19 protein-coding genes are annotated in these 19,926 nt (G+C 65.0%); 14 read left to right on the top strand and 5 right to left on the bottom strand.

The genetic code is table 11. From position 1 onward, the window contains the following. The first annotated feature begins 135 nt into the window (after window positions 1-135). From CH293_RS09160 to CH293_RS09170, 3 genes are all read left to right on the top strand, one after another. Window positions 136-933, top strand: a complete 798-nt coding sequence (locus tag CH293_RS09160; RefSeq protein WP_094720027.1) for an IclR family transcriptional regulator — start codon at window positions 136-138, stop codon at window positions 931-933. Between the two features lie 71 nt (window positions 934-1,004). Beyond that, a complete protein-coding gene (locus CH293_RS09165) occupies window positions 1,005-2,525 on the top strand; it encodes a metallophosphoesterase (RefSeq protein ID WP_094720028.1) in 1,521 nt (506 codons plus the stop codon). Window positions 2,526-2,675: 150 nt separating this feature from the next. After that, complete coding sequence (locus CH293_RS09170; protein ID WP_094720029.1) at window positions 2,676-3,770, top strand: S1C family serine protease; 1,095 nt, start codon at window positions 2,676-2,678, stop codon at window positions 3,768-3,770. Window positions 3,771-3,786: 16 nt separating this feature from the next. On the opposite strand, the gene CH293_RS09175 is transcribed toward CH293_RS09170, so the two are convergent. Both CH293_RS09175 and CH293_RS09180 read right to left on the bottom strand, forming a co-directional pair. Then, window positions 3,787-4,167 carry a VOC family protein gene (locus CH293_RS09175; protein WP_094720030.1) on the bottom strand — a complete coding sequence of 127 codons (381 nt, stop codon included), beginning with the start codon at window positions 4,165-4,167 and terminating at the stop codon, window positions 3,787-3,789. A gap of 47 nt (window positions 4,168-4,214) precedes the next feature. After that, window positions 4,215-5,399, bottom strand: coding sequence for a thiolase family protein (locus tag CH293_RS09180; RefSeq protein WP_094720031.1), 1,185 nt, complete (start codon window positions 5,397-5,399; stop codon window positions 4,215-4,217). 110 nt (window positions 5,400-5,509) lie between these two features. On the opposite strand from CH293_RS09180, the gene CH293_RS09185 reads away from it, so the two are divergent. From CH293_RS09185 to CH293_RS09205, 5 genes are all read left to right on the top strand, one after another. Continuing rightward, on the top strand, window positions 5,510-6,490 hold the full coding sequence (locus CH293_RS09185; protein ID WP_170945193.1) for an LLM class F420-dependent oxidoreductase: 981 nt from the start codon (window positions 5,510-5,512) through the stop codon (window positions 6,488-6,490). 53 nt (window positions 6,491-6,543) lie between these two features. Next, window positions 6,544-7,152 (top strand): AIM24 family protein, encoded by a 609-nt coding sequence (locus tag CH293_RS09190; RefSeq protein WP_176459963.1) that lies wholly within the window; start codon window positions 6,544-6,546, stop codon window positions 7,150-7,152. Window position 7,153: 1 nt separating this feature from the next. Then, window positions 7,154-7,831, top strand: coding sequence for an AIM24 family protein (locus CH293_RS09195; RefSeq protein ID WP_094720033.1), 678 nt, complete (start codon window positions 7,154-7,156; stop codon window positions 7,829-7,831). An 8-nt stretch (window positions 7,832-7,839) separates the two neighbouring features. Beyond that, window positions 7,840-8,583, top strand: coding sequence for an AIM24 family protein (locus CH293_RS09200; protein ID WP_037109640.1), 744 nt, complete (start codon window positions 7,840-7,842; stop codon window positions 8,581-8,583). A 203-nt stretch (window positions 8,584-8,786) separates the two neighbouring features. Next, entirely contained in the window at window positions 8,787-9,158 is a 372-nt protein-coding gene (locus CH293_RS09205) for a hypothetical protein (RefSeq protein ID WP_094720034.1), read from the top strand. Between the two features lie 15 nt (window positions 9,159-9,173). On the opposite strand, the gene CH293_RS09210 is transcribed toward CH293_RS09205, so the two are convergent. Continuing rightward, window positions 9,174-10,331 (bottom strand): macrolide family glycosyltransferase, encoded by a 1,158-nt coding sequence (locus tag CH293_RS09210; RefSeq protein WP_094720035.1) that lies wholly within the window; start codon window positions 10,329-10,331, stop codon window positions 9,174-9,176. A gap of 42 nt (window positions 10,332-10,373) precedes the next feature. Next, the gene (locus tag CH293_RS09215) at window positions 10,374-10,685 is read right to left on the bottom strand and encodes a helix-turn-helix transcriptional regulator (protein ID WP_094720036.1); all 312 of its coding nucleotides are present in this window, start codon (window positions 10,683-10,685) and stop codon (window positions 10,374-10,376) included. Between the two features lie 88 nt (window positions 10,686-10,773). Here CH293_RS09215 and CH293_RS09220 point away from each other — a divergent pair, with 88 nt between their 5' ends. From CH293_RS09220 to CH293_RS09245, 6 genes are all read left to right on the top strand, one after another. Next, entirely contained in the window at window positions 10,774-12,039 is a 1,266-nt protein-coding gene (locus CH293_RS09220) for an MFS transporter (RefSeq protein WP_094720037.1), read from the top strand. Then, window positions 12,036-12,623: a GNAT family N-acetyltransferase gene (locus tag CH293_RS09225; RefSeq protein WP_094720038.1), complete on the top strand. Its 588-nt coding sequence runs from the start codon at window positions 12,036-12,038 to the stop codon at window positions 12,621-12,623. Before CH293_RS09220 ends, CH293_RS09225 begins: the two co-directional genes overlap by 4 nt. A 39-nt stretch (window positions 12,624-12,662) precedes the next feature. Then, complete coding sequence (locus CH293_RS09230) at window positions 12,663-15,038, top strand: lysylphosphatidylglycerol synthase transmembrane domain-containing protein (RefSeq protein ID WP_037140062.1); 2,376 nt, start codon at window positions 12,663-12,665, stop codon at window positions 15,036-15,038. A 1-nt stretch (window position 15,039) separates the two neighbouring features. Further along, complete coding sequence (locus tag CH293_RS09235; RefSeq protein ID WP_094720039.1) at window positions 15,040-16,143, top strand: DNA alkylation repair protein; 1,104 nt, start codon at window positions 15,040-15,042, stop codon at window positions 16,141-16,143. Between the two features lie 21 nt (window positions 16,144-16,164). Continuing rightward, a complete protein-coding gene (gene argG / locus CH293_RS09240; protein ID WP_037109661.1) occupies window positions 16,165-17,580 on the top strand; it encodes an argininosuccinate synthase in 1,416 nt (471 codons plus the stop codon). 156 nt (window positions 17,581-17,736) lie between these two features. Next, complete coding sequence (locus CH293_RS09245) at window positions 17,737-19,590, top strand: bifunctional diguanylate cyclase/phosphodiesterase (protein ID WP_037109663.1); 1,854 nt, start codon at window positions 17,737-17,739, stop codon at window positions 19,588-19,590. Here the strand turns inward: CH293_RS09245 and CH293_RS09250 are convergent. Further along, window positions 19,587-19,880, bottom strand: coding sequence for a putative quinol monooxygenase (locus tag CH293_RS09250; RefSeq protein ID WP_037109665.1), 294 nt, complete (start codon window positions 19,878-19,880; stop codon window positions 19,587-19,589). The two genes, CH293_RS09245 and CH293_RS09250, sit on opposite strands and share 4 nt — an antisense overlap. Between the last annotated feature and the right edge of the window lie 46 nt (window positions 19,881-19,926).

Consider the following 19,926-nt stretch of genomic DNA (forward strand, 5'->3'; position numbering starts at 1 on the left):
TATAGCGGAATGAGTTCCGTATTTCGTGATACGAAGCTAGAGTGGTCCGGGTCACATGTCAACACGGCATCCCGAAGACGCCGGTTCGTATGATGGCCAGACCGATCACGGACTACCCCCGAAAGCGAGTACCCAGTGGCTGCGCCCTTCCAGTCCGACACCCAGGCGGGACGGGACATCGTCGGAGCCGTCCTCAAGGCATGCACTCTGCTGGAGCATTTCGACGCCTCCCGCCCGGTCTGGACTCTCGGGGATCTCACCGCGGCGAGCGAGATGAACAAGACGACGGTGCATCGCTTGATGACCACCCTCGTTCACGCTGGGTGGGTCGACCGGACGGCGGACGGGGCGTACCGCGTCGCGATGCCGGTGTTCGAAATCGGCTCGGCGGCATTGGTGAACCTGGACATCCGAACGGCAGCGCGGCCGTACATGACCCAACTCGCCGACGCATTCGGGGACACCGCCTACCTGATGGTTCCCGCCGAGGAAGGTGCCGTGTGCATCGATCGGCTCGAAGGGAACAATCCGTTGGTGGTCGCGGGCATCAACATCGGCTCGGTGCTGCCCTACCACGCCGCTGCAGGCCCCATCGTCATGCTCGCCAACTCGGACACGTTGCGTGACAAGTGGATACAAAGCGATCTGCATGCATTCACCGAACACACCGTCACCGACGCCACCCGCCTGCGCGAGCACCTCGACGCCGTCAGAACCGCCGGATACTCCGTGAGCAATTCCGACTACCTGACCGGCGTCGCCGCCGTCGCCGCGCCGATCCTCGGACGAGGAGGAGCCGTCGTGGCTTCCATCAGCATCGGCGGACGAGTCGAAGCATTCGAAGGCGAGGCCCTGGACCGGAAGATCGAACGCGTTCGCGACGCCGCCACCCGGCTGACTCGTGCTGCCGAGGCGTTACCTCAGCGAACGTGACGTTCGGTCCGTGATCGGCCCGTCACTCTCGCTACCGACACCCACTCCCGAGCGTCGGTAGCCTGGACAGAGTGAAGGCCGCCCCGACCATCGGATCTCTCCTGCTCGCGTGTGCTCTCGTCGGCGCCGACGCCGTGGCCGACCCCAGTGAGATCCGGGCGCAGGCACCCGCCACGGCGGTACCCGCACTCGGACTCACCTCCGTTCCGGAGGCGCTGTCTGCAGACATGGTCGCCGGCGTCGGCGACGGCACCGCGAGCGTCGAGGAGTCCTCGGGCTCCGCCTCCCACACATCGGCGTGGGACGAGTTCCCGTACCTTCGCTACACCGCCTCGTTCGCCCCCGGAGTGGAGTCCGCTGTGCTCACGTGGAACGGCACCTCCGTCAACACCAACGATCTTGCAATGCATGTGCGCACACCCGGGTCGGACTCCTGGGGGCAGGCCGTTGCCGTCGCCCGTCCCGCCACCAGCGGGGGCGACATCACTCTCGCGGCGCCCGTGACGGGAATCGACGGTGACGTCGAGGTGATGATCATCGACAGCCCCCGCGTCGATCGATCCTTCGCCGACGACAATGCCTCTCCCGACGGAGCTTTCGCCGAGCCGGGCACCTACGACTTCGCGCTGCAACACATCAGTGACACCCAGTACATCTCGCGGGACAATCCGACCGTCTACGACGACATGACGCAGTGGACCGTCGACAATGCCGAGAAGTACGGCATCGACTACAGCATGCACACGGGGGACATCATCCAGAGCTGGATCAGCCCCGGCCGTCCGGATACGCAGTCGCGCATCGAATTCGAGGCTGCGAGCGAGTCCATGAAGCGACTGGAGGATGCAGGTGTTCCACACGGCGTTCTCCCCGGCAACCACGACAACCTGTGGAATGTCGCGGGCAAACTGGTGCCCGGAATGCACGAGCAGAACCACGCTCTGTACAACGAATACTTCGGCCCTCAGCGATACCGAGATCAACCGTGGTGGGGTGATTCGTTCACGGCCGAGGACAATTCGGCACACTACGACCTGATCGACATCGCAGGCGCGAAGTTCCTGATGCTCTACATCGGATACAACCCGCCCGAGAAGGTCATGAAGTGGGCCGAGCAGGTTCTCGACGATCATCCGGATCGGAACGTCGTGATCGGCACCCACTACTACCTGGACGAAGGCGGCGAGAAGAAACTGATGGCCTTCGGCGACATCGGTGCCAGCTCGGGTCAGCAGATCTGGAACCGCCTCGTGAAGCCCTACGAATCGGTGTTCCTCGTGCTCTCGGGGCACGTCGACGGGCAAGCTACCGTCGTCGATCGAGAGGTCGACGACACCGGCCGCACCGTCGTCCAACTCCTCGCGGACTACCAATACTTCGAGGTCGACGGCGAACGCGCCACAGGCTTCCAACGCCTCCTGCAATTCGACGTCGACGGCGGAAAGATGGCCGTCACGACACATTCACCGGCTCTGAATCGGTTCGACGTGGAGAACTACGATCCCCGACGCCGATTCGTCCCCGAGGACGGAGAATTCGTCACCGACTTCACCCTCCGCGCCGACGTTCCCCGAGCCGTCACCGCGCGATAGCGGAGTTGGGGAGCTAGCACCTTTTTTGTGAGGTTGGCACGCGAAATCGATGGATAGAAGGCGTGCTAGGTCCGCAGAAAGAGTGCTAGGTCTGTAAGAGGTGTGCCAGGTCGCCGCATTTTCGTCGCCGGACGGTCATAATCGGAGGCTATGCAGGCAGCAGGCCGGGCGGTGACCGTGGTGGTGCTGACGCTCGCGGCGACGGCGCTGGCACCCCAGCTGTCGCCGGGCGGGTTCGACACTGTTCAGCCTCCGGTTGCCCTACCTCCGGCGCCACCACCAGCGCCCGCGGGGCCCCCGCTCACACCCGAGGAGCTGTCCGCCCGCGTGGATCCGACGGTGGTCACGATCTCCGCGGAGTTCGGCACGTACGGAGTGGCCGGAACGGGATTCGTCGTCGGCGCGGACGGACTGGTTCTGACGAACTTCCACGTCGTCGAGCAGGCGACGGACGTGACGGCCGTGCACATGGGCAACGGCCTGATCTACGACGCCTCGGTGCTGGGTTACGACAAGTCCCGCGACCTTGCGGTACTGGAGTTGGCGACCGCGTCGGATCTTCCGCCGGCGCCCATCGGATCCTCGGCGGACCTTGCGGTCGGTGACGCGGTGACCGCCGTCGGAAATGCTGCGGGTGGTGGAGTTCTCGTCCCGGCGCCGGGGAGAATCGTCGCACTGGATCGGGTTGTCACCGCGCAGAACTCGGTCGACGGAACCAGCAACGAGCTGACCGGGATGATTCAGATCGACGCCGACGTTCGCGCGGGCGACTCGGGCGGACCGCTCGTCGACGCGTGGGGAGACGTCATCGGAGTGGATGCGGCCGGGCTGTCGGACGAGGCCAGAGCCACGCAAGCTCCGGAGGCGTACGCCATCCCGATCGACGACGCGATGGCCGTCGTCGAACAGGTGCGGACCGGGCGCTCGGGTGGGACTGTCCACGTCGGCCCGACGCCGTATCTCGGGGTGTCGATACGAGATGTGTCGGCTTTCCGTTCGGCGGGCCCGTCGCAGGGAGCTGCGGTGACGTCTGTTCAGAACGACTCTCCGGCAATGAGAACCGGCCTGCTAGGCGGTGATGTGATCGTCTCCGTCGACGGCAGACCTGTTCGATCCTCGAAGGACATGTCGGCGGAGATGATCGGGCGCAGGCCGGGGGAGACGATACGTCTCGAGTGGGTGACCGAGCAGGGTATTCGTCAGGAGCAACTGGTCACGCTCGAGCTGGGAACTCCCACCGCCTGACCCGAACCCGCAGTGTTCAAGCCTGCAACACGGACAGAACGTTGCCGGACGGGTCGGTGAACCAGGCGATCAGCGGGCCGCCGTGGCGGAAGATCCCCTTCTCGTCGGTTCCCATGTCCGGATACTGCTGGAACACAACCCCTTCGGCCGTCAACGCGTCGACGGCGGCGTCGATGTCCGCGACCGGAAAGTTGAGAATGGTGTTCGGCGCGGGCTCGTGCCGCTCCCGCGGGTAGATCAGAATCTCGACGGCGTCGCTCAGGCGAAGGTGGAGCATGCCCATCTCACCTGTCTCGACGGTCAGCCCGAGCGTGTCCGCGTAGAACGCCCGGGCTGCCTCCATGTCGTCGACGGCGAATCCGGAGAACGGTGGTCCTGTGAGTTCGAGTGTCGGCATGGTCCGATTGTTCACCCGATGCACGTGTTCTGCAGCGAAAACCTGCTTCAGACCCGTTCCAGAATCGTCGCGTTCGCGAGCCCGCCTGCTTCGCACATCGTCTGCAGACCGAATCGGGCGTCGTTCTGCTCCATGGCGTTGACCAACGTCGTCATGATTCGTGCTCCGCTTGCCCCGAGCGGGTGGCCGATCGCGATGGCTCCACCGTTGACGTTCACCCTGGACGGGTCTGCACCGGTTTCCTTCTGCCATGCCAGGACCACCGAAGCGAAGGCCTCGTTCACCTCGAACAGATCGATGTCGGCCAGGCTCAGGCCCGCCCGCTTCAACACTTTCTCGGTCGCTGGAACGACGCCGGTGAGCATGTACAACGGATCGGATCCGACGACAGCGACGCTGTGCAGGCGCGCGAGGGGCTTCAACCCCAAGCGCGTGGCGATCTCGCTCCTCGTGATCAGCAGAGCGGCGCTGCCGTCGCTGAGCGGACTACTGTTGCCCGCGGTGACGGACCAGTCGATCTGCGGGAAGCGTTCTCCCACCGCATGATCGACGAATGCCGGCCGTAAACCGGCCATCGATTCCAACGTTCCGCCGCTACGGATGATCTCGTCGTGATCCAACTCCGCCAGGGGTGCCAGCTCTTTCGCGAACCGGCCTCCGGTGGCGGCGGCGTAGGCCTTGGCATGACTGTTCAACGCGAACTCGTCCTGAGCGGTCCGGTCCAATCCCCACTTCGCTGCGATCAGCTCGGCACTGTGCCCCTGCGCCACAAGGCCTTCGGAGTACCGTTCGGTGAATCCGACACCTCGCGGATCGGAACCCGGCCTGATGTTGGAACCCATGGGCACACGTCCCATGGATTCGACGCCGGCAGCAACGACGATGTCGTACGCACCGGACATGACACCCTGCGCGGCGAAATGCACGGCCTGCTGACTGCTTCCACATTGGCGGTCCACCGTGGTGCCGGGCACGGACTCGGGGTAACCGGCAGCCAGCAGTGCCGTCCGAGCGATGTTGAAGGCTTGTTCGTCCACCTGCGTGACCGCCCCGGTGATGACGTCGTCGATCATCGCCGGGTCGATCCCGCTTCGTTCGACGACGGCCCGGAGGCTGTGCGCCAGCAGATCGGCTGGATGCACACCGTGCAGCGCCCCGCTGGCCTTGCCTTTACCGACCGGAGTACGGACCGCCTCGACGATGACTGCGTCGCGGCCGAATGTGTGTGACATGGCAAGACCCCTTCGACTGACTTTGGTTTACCGTAGCTAGCCTGACTACAGCTTTACATAGTCAACTCGTCCAGGTGGCATACGTCACCGACGGGAGTAGCGTTCAGTACGTGACTATTCGTCTCGGTTACCAGATGCCCAATTTCAGCTACGAAGGTTCCGTCAAGGAACTGTTCCCCACGGTCATCGCGCAGGCGCGCGAGGCAGAAGCCGCGGGATTCGACACCGCGTTCGTCATGGACCACTTCTACCAACTCCCCGGAATCGGCAAGCCGGACGAGCCGATGCTCGAGGCGTACTCCGCCCTCTCGGGGCTGGCCACTGCCACGGAGACCATCCAGCTGTCGGCCCTCGTCACCGGCAACACCTACCGGAACCCGGCAATACTCGCCAAGACCGTCACCACGCTCGACGTCGTCAGCGGCGGCCGCGCGATCCTCGGCATCGGTGCGGGCTGGTTCGAACTGGAGCACACCAGCTTCGGACTCGAGTTCGGCACGTTCACGGACCGTTTCGAGCGTCTCGACGAAGCTCTGCAGATCATCGAGCCCATGCTTCGCGGTCAGCGACCGACGTTCGACGGCCTCTGGTACCAGGTCGAGAACGCGATCAACGAGCCTCGCATCCGCGACGATCTGCCCATCATGCTCGGCGGCGGCGGCGAGAAGAAGACGTTCGGTCTCGCGGCGCAGTTCGCGGATCACCTCAACATCATCTGCAACGCAAGCGAATTGCCCCGCAAGGTCGCAGCCGTCGAAGCGCGCTGCGAAGAGGTGGACCGCGATCCCAAGGATCTCGAAACCAGCTTCCTCGCCTTCGTCATCATCGACGAGGACGGCGACAAGGCAGTGAAGCTGAGGAACGACTACCTGCTCTCCACCGGTGTCGACGTATCCAACCTGTCCGACGACGATGCCGCGGCCGCCACCGATCGCATCTTCTGCGGCACTCCCGACGACATCGCCGGGCAGATCCAGAAGCGCGTTCTCGACCGAGGTATCGACGGAATCATCATCAATCTGGTCACCAATGGACACGAGCCCGGCGTCGTCGAACTTGCAGGTAAAACCCTGAAGCCGCTCGTCGGGTAAAGCTGGCACGGGGGAACTGCGCGTGGCATAGTTCCCCCGTGGCTCAGCTGACTTTGAACGGGCACCGAGTGCTCGTCGCGAATCTGAACGGTGACTCGCTGCGCGCGATCACCGGATCGATGGTCGCGTACGAGGGCGACGTCGCCTTCAAGAACGCCGGAATGGGCGGTGGTGGAGGTCTGCGCGCTGCGCTCAAGCAGAAGGTGACGGGCGAATCCCTCTCTCTGATGGAGGTTTCCGGTAAAGGCACCGTCTACTTCGCCGTCGACGCCCAGGACGTCACCATCGTCGACATCGCCGGTGACTCCATGCACGTCGAAGCGTCGCAGCTACTGGCTCTCACCGGTCAGCTGAAGACCGAGGTCAAGTTCTCCGGCCTCCGCGGAGCGTCGTCGGGCCAAGGACTGTTCACGACGGTGGCCAGCGGAACCGGCCAGGTCGCACTGCTGTCTGCGGGCGGGCCGCTCATCGCGCTGGCCGTCGACCCGCAGTACCCGCTCGTCGTCGATCCCGACGCGTTCGTCGCCCACCGCGGGCAGCTGAACCAGAGCTTCGTGACGGACGTGACCTGGCGATCCGCCATCGGAGGCGGCAGCGGCGAAGCCTTCTCGCTGCGTTTCGACGGTCACGGCGTCGTCTACATCCAGCCCGAGGAGCGCTGACATGCCGCTGGAACTCGTCAACAGTAAAGTCGTCAAGTCGGCCCTCGCACCGGGCCAGAACGTGTTGGCGCGCAAGGGTTCCATGCTCTACTACACGGGCGACGTCCACTTCATCCCGCACTCGATGGGTGGATCGGCGGCAGCAATGCCAGGCTTAGGCGGGGTCGCGGGGATGGCGGGCCGGATGATGTCCGGCGAGCACGTCGCGATGATGGCGGCCGAAGGCCAGGGTGAGGTCTTCTACGGCCACGCGGGCCTGTACGTCGAAGTGATCCACCTCGACGGGTCGTCGATGCTGACCGTCGAAGCGGACCGCCTGCTGGTGCACGACGGTTACCTCCAGAGCTCGATCGTCGCGCTCACCTCTCAGGGCGGTGTGCGCGGAGCTGTGCGAGGCGCGATGACCGGCCAGGGATTGTTCACCACGCAGCTGACCGGGCAGGGCAGCGTTGCCGTTCTGTCTCACGGCGGGGCCATTCCACTGCAGGTCGGGCCGGAGCACCCCCAGGTGGTGGTCGATCCCCAGGCGTACGTCTGTCACATCGGCAACATCACCGTCGACATCTCCGCCAACGTCGGATGGCGTGACGCAGTCGGTAAAGGCAGCGGCGAGGCCGTCCAGTTGAAGATGACGGGCTTGGGCACCGTCTGGGTCCAGGCCTCCGAGCAGAAGTTCTAGGAGCTGACATGAGCCTCGAGATCCACAACCCCCACACGCTCCCGGTCAACGACAACGTCCCCGGCAACGACTATGCCTTCTGCGTCGAACTCGCCGGCCAGCCCTGGTTCACGTCGAAGGGCGCGATGATCGCCTACTACGGCAACGTGCGCTTCGAACCACTCGGCCAGACGTCGATGCCTGCCATCGTCGCCGCGCGATTCTCCTCGCCGCTGTACTCGAACGACTGGGTGCTCGCGCAGGGTCAGGGCAAGCTGATCCTCGGCGACCGCGGCTTCAACATCAACTCCTACGACCTCGACAACGGCAATCTGACCATCCGGGCGTCGAACCTTCTTGCGTTCGAGCCGACCCTCGATCTGAAGCAGTCCATCGTTCCCGGATTTCTGACTCTCCTCGGAACGGGCAAATTCCTGGCGTCGTCGAACGGGCAGGTCATGTTCGCGGAACCTCCACTGCGCATCGACCCGGAAGCGCTCGTCGGATGGGCCGACTGCCCGTCGCCATCGCATCACTTCGACGCAGGCTGGATGCAGAACTTTCTGGGCGCAGCGCGCGGATTCCTCGGCGCGAACAGTGGTGAAGAACGCCAGTTCGACTTCACCGGCGCAGGCACCGTGCTGATCCAGTCCAGCGAAAAAGTCCTCGACGACGGCCACCTACTGCGCCACATCGAGTCGCAGACCGTCACCCTCGGTCAGAACAGTCTCCGGGCCCTGCACAACACGATCGGTGCACGGCTTCAGCAGTAGTTCGCGGCCCCCTCGAGTGACCGAACGACTCATTCGGTCACCTGCACCCACCGAACGCGCACCTTCCAGCACACGCGCGGGTTGCAACCCGCGCACCCGCTGCAACCCCCGCACCCAGCCCCCGAGTGACCGAACGACTCATTCGGTCACCAACCCCCCCCAGCCACGTGCGCGCCGCTCGGCAGTGAGCGCACACTGGAGACATGACCAACAACGGACCGTTCAACATCGACCCCGAAGACTTCGATCGCTTCGCCAAGGAAGCGAGTGACGGACTGCGCGACGTCGTCGGCCAGGTCGGCAAGATCATCGGCCAATCCGGTGCGATCGGGCCATGGGGTGCATTCTTCGGTGAGGCCGCAGCGCCGACGAGGAAGCCCACTCCGGAGCCCGAGACCACCGGCGACAAAGGCGACGGCGTCTGGACCATCTACACCGTCTCCGACGACGGTGCTGCCATCGACCAGGTGTTCGCCACCGAACTCGACGCTCTGCGAGCACACAAGGACAACACCGACCCGACGAGAAAGGTGCGTTTCCTGCCCTACGGCATGAGCGTCAGCGCCCTCGACTAGACGCGAGCAGTAGAGTCACCTCGCTGCGCTCACCACCGCATCGGCCGCCTTGTCGATCCCACCGCATCCGCGGACCTCGGCACCGATGTCGGCGAGGCGTCGGCGCATGTCCGCGGAATCTGCGACCTTCCCGACGGCGTCGCGCAGCGATTGCACCGTCACCTCGTCGTTCTGGAGCTGGACGCCGACGCCGAGTTCCTCGAGCAGTGACGCGTTACCGAACTGATCGACTGCCTGCGGGATGGCGACCGTGGGAACTTCGAACCACAGTGCCTCGGTGCAGCCGCCCATTCCTGCGTGAGTGACGAACACGGACGCGGCACGCAGGACCGCGAGCTGCGGAACGCGCGCATGGATCTCGATGTTCGACGGCACGTCCCCTAATTCCGTTACGTCGACACGGTTTCCGATGGAGATCACCACATGCCAGTCCGTTCCGCCGAACGCCTCGATGCAGGTGCGGTAGAACTCCGGCCGCTCGTTGAACCCCGTACCGAACGAGATGTAGAGGACGCGCGCATTGGGGGCAGTCCAGCCTGTCTCGGCAAGACGCCCGGCATCGAGACACGGGCCGACGAACCGCACCCGGTCCGGCACACGGTCCGCATTGGGCTGCATCGCACGCGGAATCAGCGACAGAACGTGTTCGGGATGGGAGATCCAATCCCAGGCGTCGACGTGAATATCGTTGTCGGTGAGCCATGTCGAGTACGCGGCGTGGTACTTCTGCCCCGTCTCGGATGCTCGTAGTGGACCGAGCATCTCGGACAGATCGTCCTCGTATCCGTCCCATGCGACCATCGCGGGCGAGAGTTGGACGGCCTTGACGTCGTACCGACGACCCAACACCGGTGCCGCCAGACCGCCGATGTCGTACAGGAACAGATCCGGGCGGTCCCCGTCGTAGAACGCCGTCAATCCGGCGAAGGATTCCAGCGCCTCGTCCAGGAACACGTGCATCGCCGACGCCGGGTCGTCCGGCCAGTCGTCCTCACCCTGAGGGAGGACGGAGGTGAACGAAACCAGCTCCACTCCAAGGGGTTCGACCAGTCCGGCCAGTTGTTCCCCGACGGCGTACGTGACCCGATGCCCGCGGCGCACCAACTCTGCGATCAGGCCGAGAGAGGGGTAGATGTGGCTCGGCGCCGTCGTGCCGATCATCGCGATGTGCATGTCGACGACGCTAACGCGTGCTCTCGCGCGGTGCTACCCGATTTACGGTGACTCGTTGGCGATGAGGTCCAGCAGGCCGGGGAACCGCTCGTTCAGTTCCGGCCTGCGCAGAGTGACCTTTCGGCTGTTGCCCCGATCGACCTGGAAGACCAACCCGGCTTCGCGCAGAACCCGAAAGTGATGCGTCAGAGTCGATTTTGTGACGCCCAACTCGAACGACATGCACGTTCGCTCGGCACCGTCGTCGTCGCCGACCAGCTCGGTGATCACCTTCCTCCGCAACGGATCTGCCAACGCGGACATGACTTTGCCCAGTTCCATCTCCGACACCTCGGGGTGCCCGTTCTCGTCCATGGTCCCACTTCCCTGAATAGGTACGGCTTGCGTCGTACCTTTGTTTCTGCTTGCCTGGTACGGCAATCATCGTACCTAGGGGGAGCCGATGCAATCCAAGAACACTCTCGTCGTCGTTCTCGCGGCGCAATTCGTCGTACCCATGTCGATCGCGGGAACGGCCATCGCACTACCGGACATCGCGCGCGACCTCGGCGACGCCCCCGGTCCACTGCAGTGGGTCGTCAACGGGTTCAACCTCGCATTCGCGCTGTTCACGGTCGTGTGGGGCGCAGTGTCGGACCGCATCGGGCACCACATCTCGTTTCGGCTCGGTGTCGCACTGACCGGCCTGGCCGGCATCGTGAGCGCCGCCGCTCCCTCGTTGGAGATCCTCGACGCCGCCCGGGTTCTCGCCGGAATCGGCGCCGCGGCCGTGCTCGTCGGATCGACATCGATCCTGTCGCATCTCTACACCGGCGCCGACCGCGCAACGGCTTTCGCCGCGTTCGGCACAGTCAACGGCCTCGGACTTGCGCTCGGCCCGACGATCTCCGGCTACCTCGTCGGCGGAATCGGCTGGCGAGGAGTCTTTCTCGTGCAGGCAGCGGTGTTGATCGTCGCGCTGGCGGGGACAGTAGTACTGCCACGCGTCCGACCCGAACGCGTGGGCTCGGCCCCGATTCTCGACGTCGGCCTCCTACGCAACCGCACCTTCCTCGGCCTGTGCCTGGTGCCCGTCGCGGGCGCGATCGGATTCGTCACCCTCCTGACCTACCTGCCGAATGCACTCAGCGGCATCACATCGATGGATCCGACGTCCGCGGGACTGTTCATGCTGACGATGACCGTCCCCGTTCTGCTTGCACCTGCCGTCGTGGCCAAGCTGATCACGACAGGGTCGGTTACGCCGAAGACGGTCATCAGCGTCAGCCTCGCCGCTCTCGTTCTGGGCGATCTCGGGATGCTCGCGCTGCGGCCCGACGCTTCCCTGTGGTGGATCGTGGTGCCGATGGTGGCCGTCGGCCTGGGGTTCGGTCTGCCCATCGGTTCGGTCGACGGAGAAGCTCTCGCGGCGGTTCCCCCGGGGCAGACCGGCACGGCTGCGGGCGTCCTCAACCTGTTCCGCATCGGAGGCGAGGCTCTGCTCGTCGCCGGATACGCGTGGACGCTGACCGCGTTCGTCAAGGCCTCGATGCCCGACAACCCCGTCGCCGACGCCACCGCGGCCGGGATTCCCGGCCATCCGCACGAGTACGCGGCGGCATTCCATGATGTCGTGGTCGTCCTTGCGCTGCTGGTCGCGGTGACAGCCGCTGCGGTAGTGCTGCTCACCCGCTCGCAGAAGCGCGCTGACGTATCGTCGGCCGCGTGACTTTCCTGCAGCCGGTGACGTTGACCAACGACGTCGTGACGCTCGAACCACTGAGCCACGACCACCTCGAAGGACTCTCCGACGCCGTTCGCGACGGTGAACTCTGGAATCTCTGGTACACCTCGGTGCCCAGGCCGGAGAACATGGCCGCCGAGATCGACCGGCGGCTCGGCCTGCTCGACGCCCAGTCGATGCTGCCGTTCACGGTGCGCCGTAACGACACGGGGCAGATCATCGGCATGACGACGTACATGAATGCCGACGCCGCGAACCGTCGACTCGAGATCGGGTCCACCTGGAACGCTGCCTCCGCTCATCGCACCGGAACCAACACCGCGAGCAAGCTACTGCTGCTCGCTCATGCCTTCGAGGAAATGCACTGCATCGCAGTCGAATTCCGTACCCACTGGATGAATCTGCAATCACGCACCGCCATCGCACGGCTCGGCGCCAAGCAGGACGGCGTCCTGCGCAACCACCAACGCATGCCGGACGGCTCCCTGCGCGACACCGTCGTGTTCTCCATCGTCGAGTCCGAATGGCCCGCTGTTCGTAACGAGCTGGTGCGTCGCCTGGCGCGGTAGTCGGCCGGTCGGCGGCGCGGCCACGGTAAGTTGGCGCACGTGCGAGTCGACGGGCGGGACATTCCGGTCACCGGGAGTCTGTTGCAACCGCTCGTCCGACGGACAAGCGACATTCTGCGTGTAGTGCTGTCCATGGTGCTGCTCGCGACGGTCGTTGCAGGCTCGCTCATCACCCGCAATCAGTGGGACGCGCTCGAGATATCGGTGTCGAACATCCTGGGTGTACTGAGCCCCGATCAGTCCAACCTGGTCTACCTTCTCTACGGCGTCGCGATTCTGGCTCTGCCGTTCGGCATTCTCATCGGGTTGATCGCGGGACGGAAATGGAAGCTGCTCGCGGGGTATGCGGCGGCGGGACTCATCGCGGTCCTGTCCCTGTCCATCACCGGAACCGGTATCTCGACCCCGGACTGGCACCTCGACGTGCCGGACCGTCTCGACACCTTCCTGTCTCAGTTTCTCGACGACTCCCGCTGGATCGCGATGCTGGCTGCCGTCCTCACGGTGTCCGGCCCGTGGCTACCCGCGCGGTGGCGTCGGGTGTGGTGGTTCCTGCTGCTCGCCTTCGTGCCGATCCACCTGTTCGTCAGTACCGTCGTGCCGGCTCGGTCGATGCTCGGCCTGTCCGTCGGGTGGTTGGTCGGCGCACTGATCGTTCTCGTCGTCGGCACACCCGCGCTCGAGGTTCCGCTCGACGCCGCCGTCCGGCTCCTCGCCAAACGCGGTCACACGGTCATCTCGTTGGAAGTACTGAAGCCTGCGGGGCCGGGCCCATTGGTTCTCTCCGCGGCGGCCGAAGGACCGGAGCCCGAGATCTTCGTCGAGATGTACGGGCAGAATCAACGCAGTGGGGGAGCTCTCCGGCAGGTGTGGCGATGGCTGTCGTTCCGTAACAGCGAGAGCGCGCCACTGCACGCGTCGATGCGCCGAGCCGTCGAACACCGAGCACTGATGGGCATCGCCATCGGTGACCTCGGCGTCGCCAGCAGCAGGCCTCTCGCCGTGTCGGCACTCGACCGAGGCTGGGCCCTGTACGCCCACAGCGCACCCCGTGGCGTCCCCGTCGACGAAACCTCACCCGACGAGTTGGCGTCGAGCATCTGGAACGGACTCCAGACGCTGCACGAGGTTCAGATCTCTCACGGCGATCTACGCAGCGCCGAGCTCCGCAACGACGACGGCAAGGCTCTGTTCGGCGGGTTCTCCAACGCCGAGCTGGGCGCGTCGGACGCGCAGATGCAGTCCGACGTCGCGCAACTTCTGATCTCGACATCCGCGCTCTTCGGCGAGGAGCGGGCAGTCCGGATCGCCGTCGACACTCTCGGTGAGGACATCGTCGTCACCGCAGCCGGACGGTTGACCAAGACCGCGATCCCGACGCGCGTGCTCGAGTCCGTCCCCGACGGCAAGGGCATCATGAAGTCGGTACGCGACGAAGTCGTGAAGCAGACCGGCACGGAGAAGATCGCCACCGAGCAGGTCACTCGCTTCACCAGGAACCAGATCATTCAACTGGTCCTGCTGATCGGTCTCGTGTACGTCGCCTACCCGTTCATCAGCGCCGTCCCTACCTTCGTCACTGAGTTGCAGACCGCCAACTGGTGGTGGGCTCTGCTGGGACTCGCAGTGTCGGCGCTGACGTACGTCGGTGCAGCCGCGGCACTGTGGGCGTGCGCATCCGGACTCGTCAGCTTTCGGAACCTCACGATCATGCAGGTGGCCAACACCTTCGCCGCGACGACGACACCTGCCGGGGTCGGCGGCCTCGCGCTGAGCGTCCGCTTTCTGCAGAAGGGCGGCCTCGGCGCGGTACGTGCGACCGCCGCTGTGGCACTGCAGCAATCGGTCCAGGTGATCACGCACGTCTCGTTGCTCGTCTTCTTCTCCGTCGCCGCCGGCACATCGGCCGACCTGGCGCACTTCGTACCGGACCCGACGGTGCTGTACCTGATCGCGGGTGTCGTCCTCGGCATCCTCGGCACCGTCCTGTTCGTCCCGACGCTTCGGCGCTGGCTGCGCAATGCCGTGCGCCCGCAGCTGAAAGAGGTGTTCAGCGAACTCGGAGATCTGGCCAAGGACCCCACACGATTCGCGATCATCATCCTTGGCTGTGCGGCAACCACTCTGGGCGCCGCACTGGCCTTGTGGGCGAGCGTCGAAGCGTTCGGCGGCGGCACCACCTTCGTCACCGTCACCGTCGTGACGATGATCGGCGGAACCCTCGCATCGGCAGCGCCCACACCCGGTGGCGTCGGCGCCGTCGAGGCCGCCCTGATCGGCGGGCTCGCAGCGTTCGGACTCCCCGCGAGCGTCGCTGTCCCGTCGGTGCTGCTCTATCGCGTGCTCACGTGTTGGCTGCCAGTCTTCTGTGGGTGGCCGACTCTGCGCTGGCTCACGAAGAAGGACATGGTGTGACATGCCCACTGCCGACGAGCTTCTCGGCGCCGGAGTCGTTACCGATCTGGTCCGGCACCTCGGCGGGCGAATGCCCACGACACTGGCCACCACCAGGGAATTCGACGGACTGAGCCTGAGCGACCGTACCCGCGTCGTCCGCGACGCCCTCCTCGAGGAACTGCCGGCGGCCTACGCGCCGTTCGAGAAGAAGATCCGCACTGCGCTGAAGAAGAGCACCTTCACCGGATGGATGATCTGGCCCGTCACCGAGGCCGTCGCCGTCAGGGCCACCACTTCCGGTCCGGAAAAAGAAGCACCGGAGACGGCAGACACTGCGACGTTCGATTCCGGCTTGGCCCTCCTCGCCGACCTCACCCCGCGTCTGACGTCCGAGTTCGCCATCAGGACCTTCATGGACGCGAATCTGGACCGCACGCTCCAGGCCGCCCAGACGTGGACCTCACACGAGGACGAGCATGTCCGCCGGCTCGCCACCGAGGGCACCCGTCCGTTCCTGCCGTGGGCAAGGCGGGTCACAGCACTCACCGCGCGACCCGACGCGACCGTCCCGATCCTGGACGCGCTGTACCGCGACGAGTCCGAGTACGTGCGCCGATCGGTAGCCAACCACCTCAACGATCTGAGCCGCACGGCCCCGGCGCTCGTCGTCACGACCGCACGCCGCTGGACCGAGGCGCCGGACGACAACACCCCGAGACTCGTTCGGCACGCGCTGCGCACCCTGGTCAAGAAGGGCAATCCCGACGCCCTGGCGCTGCTCGGCTTCGCGCGGCCCGACGGCGTCACGGTGCATGGTCTGACGGTGACCCCGAAGGACGTCGTCAGCGGCGGTGAGATGACGTTCCGCTTCGAGCTCGCGTCGACGTCGGAGCTGGCGGTCGCCGTCGACTACGTCCTTCATCACGTCCGAGCAAACGGCACGCGCAGTCCCAAGGTCTTCAAATTGACCACGCGGACGCTCGCGCCTGGTTCGCCCGCAGTTCTCACGCGGTCACATTCGTTCCGGCCCATCAGCACTCGCCGGTACTACCCGGGTGAGCACGTGCTCGAGATTCAGGTGAACGGTTCGACTCTCGCTCGTACCGTTTTCAACCTGGGCTGATCGAGCAGATACCATGCTCGCGTGACGAAGGTACTGCATGAACTTCCCGTCGGTGAGCGCATCGGCATCGCATTCTCCGGCGGCCTGGACACGTCCGTCGCCGTGGCGTGGATGCGTGAACACGGCGCTGTCCCGTACGCGTACACCGCCGATATCGGCCAGTACGACGAACCGGATCTGTCCGACGTTCCCGCACGCGGCCGCGCCTACGGTGCCGAGCAGGCTCGCCTCGTCGACTGCCGCGAACCGCTCGTGGAAGAGGGTCTGGCCGCGCTGACGTGCGGCGCCTTCCACATTCGCTCGTCAGGGCAGACCTACTTCAACACCACACCTCTCGGACGCGCCGTCACCGGCACACTGCTGGTCCGCGCGATGCAGGAAGACGGCGTCTCCATCTGGGGCGACGGTTCCACCTACAAGGGCAACGACATCGAGCGGTTCTACCGCTACGGTCTGCTCGCCAACCCGGAACTGCGGATCTACAAGCCGTGGCTGGACAAGGCGTTCGTGACTGAGCTCGGCGGCCGTCAGGAAATGTCGGTCTGGCTCACCGAACACAACCTGCCCTACCGCGACTCCGCGGAGAAGGCGTACTCCACCGACGCCAACATCTGGGGCGCGACGCACGAGGCGAAGAGTCTCGAATACCTCGACACGTCGCTCGAAATCGTCAACCCCATCATGGGTGTCCGCTTCTGGGACCCCGAGGTCGCCATCGACACCGAGGACGTCACCGTCGAGTTCGAGCGTGGCCGTCCCGTCGCGATCAACGGCAAGCGCTTCGACAGCGCCGTCGACCTGGTGATGGAAGCGAACACCATCGGCGGACGTCACGGGCTCGGCATGTCCGATCAGATCGAGAACCGCATCATCGAAGCCAAGAGCCGTGGCATCTACGAGGCACCGGGCATGGCGCTGCTGCACATCACCTACGAGCGCCTGATCAACGCGGTCCACAACGAGGACACCGTCGCGTCGTACCACAACGAGGGCCGTCGACTCGGTCGGTTGCTGTACGAGGGCCGCTGGTTCGACCCACAGGCCCTGATGCTGCGCGAAGGCCTGCAGCGGTGGGTCGGCAACGTCGTCAGCGGAAGCGTCACCGTACGTCTGCGTCGCGGCCAGGACTTCACGATCCTCGATACCCAGGGGTCGAACTTCAGCTACCACCCCGAGAAGCTGTCGATGGAGCGCGCGAAGGACCAGGCGTTCTTCCCCGGTGATCGCATCGGACAGCTGACCATGCGCAACCTCGACATCGCGGATTCACGCAGCAAGCTCGAGCAGTACGCAGCGCAGCACCAGGTCACGGCATTCGAGGATCTCGTCGGCCAGGTCCCGGCCGGTGGCGCAGCAGCCATTTCCGCCGGCGGAAACTCCGATCAGATCAATTCGGAGGCTCTGGACCACGCAGCCATCGAGTCCGGTACCGACTAGCATCCGGCTGCCCCGAAACCCCGTCCCATAACCTCCTCGCTGGTACGGTTCGACCAGGTCGGTTCGGCGGGGCGGGGGCCCTCGAACGTACGGAGTACGCCTGCTTCACTCGACGCAGGCTCGGTATGCGTCGAGTGAACGAGAGGTCCCCAGGCTGTGGAGGGTGTCGCCGAGTCGAGTTCCGGATCGCAGACCGCTCGGTCGCACGCCCGGGTCCCGATTCGGTACGGCCTCAACACCTACGAAGCGGACGTACCGGTAGCCGAGGCTCCAGAGGGTGAATCCTGGGGTCGAAGACTCATCGGTCTCCTCACCGCATGCTTCGGCCTCGCCGGGCTGTTGATGATTCCGTCGGGGCAGTTCGACACCGTGCAGTCGGTGATGGTGGCACTCGCGTCGGCGTCGACGGTTCCTGTTGCGCTTGCCTGGTTCCTCGGCAGGTGGCCCAGCCGAAAGACAGCCAACGCGTACGTTCTGTGGGCGGACACCGGAATCGTCTTCGTACTCCTCTCGCACGAATCCCCGTTCGTCGCCATGCCCGGGTGCGTCATGTTCTCCATCGTCGCGCTGTTCGGCATCGTCGGCACATCGCCCCGAGTGCTCACCGCGCACCTGACTTTCGCCACGGTCGTTCTGCTGTTTCTCGCCGTGATGGCCGTCCGACACGGAGCAGAACCGTGGTCGGTCGCCTCACGCGCGGTCACGATCGGATCCCTGTTCATCACACCGTTCGCTCTGCGTCCGTACATCCGCTTCCTGCGTCAGCGCGCTCAGGTCGGTCTACGCGACTCGTTGACCGGGCTGTGGAACCGCCGCGGACTGTTCGACATGGTCGACCAACTGAACTACGCCCGTGCAGGCACCAAGGTCGAGTCTCGGGCAATCGGCGTCGTGGTCGTCGACATCGACCGGTTCAAGGCCATCAACGACCGCTACGGGCATCCGACCGGCGACGCCGTCCTCGTGGAGGTCGCGGACCGGTTGCAGCAGGCTGCGTCGGCCGGGAGGGGAGCCGGCAGAAACGACCCATCCACGGACTCGGTAGTGTCGCGACTCGGAGGAGACGAGTTCGTGTGCGTGCACATCGGCACTCGGACCGAGGTCGACGACGCCGAGCAGCGGGTGCGCTCCGCATTGGAACAATCGTTCAGCGGCCCGCCCTTCACGACCAGCGTCGGGTCCGCCGGAGACACGATCATTCGAGGCGACGCCACCGGCACTCTCGTACGTAAATTGATCGCGCTGGCGGACATCGAGCTGTATCGGAACAAGCAGGACAACTTCGACGGCGATCCACGCCGGTCGCACGACCCGCTCCTCGTGCGTGATCGCGTCGAAAATCTCATCGCCGACGGCGGCCCGACTGTCGTGTTCCAGCCGATCTGCGACACCGTCACCACCGCCGTCGTGGGATACGAAGCGCTGTCGCGCTTTCCGTTCGGCCACGGCTCACCGCTGATGTGGTTCAAGGACGCCACGGCGGCCGGTGTCGGACCACAGCTCGAACTCGCGGCGATCGACGGTGCGTTGAATACGATGCACGTGCTGCCGGAATCGGCATTTCTCTCCCTCAACGCGTCCGCCTCCACCATCCGCTCGACGGATCTACTGGCGCGATTACGCCCTCACATCCACTCTCGGGTGCTCTACCTCGAGATCACAGAACACGAACGGGTCGAGGACTACCGGGCCATCGCCCGATCGGTCGAAGGACTACGTGCGGCGGGCGTTCGGATCTCGATAGACGATGTCGGCGCAGGATTTTCCGGCCTCAGGCAAGTCGTCGAACTCAAACCGGACACACTGAAGATCGACTACACCCTGGTCCACGGGATCGACTCCGACCCGACGCGACGAGCCGCAGCAGCAGCGTTGGCGTCGTTCGCGCACGAGGTCGGAGCAACCCTGATCATGGAGGGCGTCGAGACCGAAGAAGAACTGCGCGTCGCCGTCGAACTGGACGTCGACATGGTGCAAGGTTTCTACACCGGCCGTCCGGTAACCAGCTAGATGTCCGACACCGTGTACTTGGTCAGCCCTGGCGCGGCGGCCAGCAGCGCGCCCAACTCGGTGGTCTTGCCCGGTCCAGCCCTGAACTCACGGTACTTCGCGTCCGCCTCCGCCGATTCCCAACGCTCGTAAGCGATCCAGTGGGTCTCGTCGTCGGAGTCGACGAGCACGTCCACTCCGAGGCACCCGTCGAACGCCCGAGTCTCGGCCAGCACCCGGCCGAGAACCCGCTTGCCCTCGTCGAGCGCTTCGGGCTTCAGTTTCACGTCGAGCAGGGCAACCAAGGTCATGGTGAATCTCCTCTTGCTTCTTCGGGTGTTCGCCGGTGCAGTTGTC

It is taken from the genome of Rhodococcus sp. 14-2470-1b (genome assembly GCF_002259415.1).
Taxonomy (GTDB): domain Bacteria; phylum Actinomycetota; class Actinomycetes; order Mycobacteriales; family Mycobacteriaceae; genus Rhodococcoides.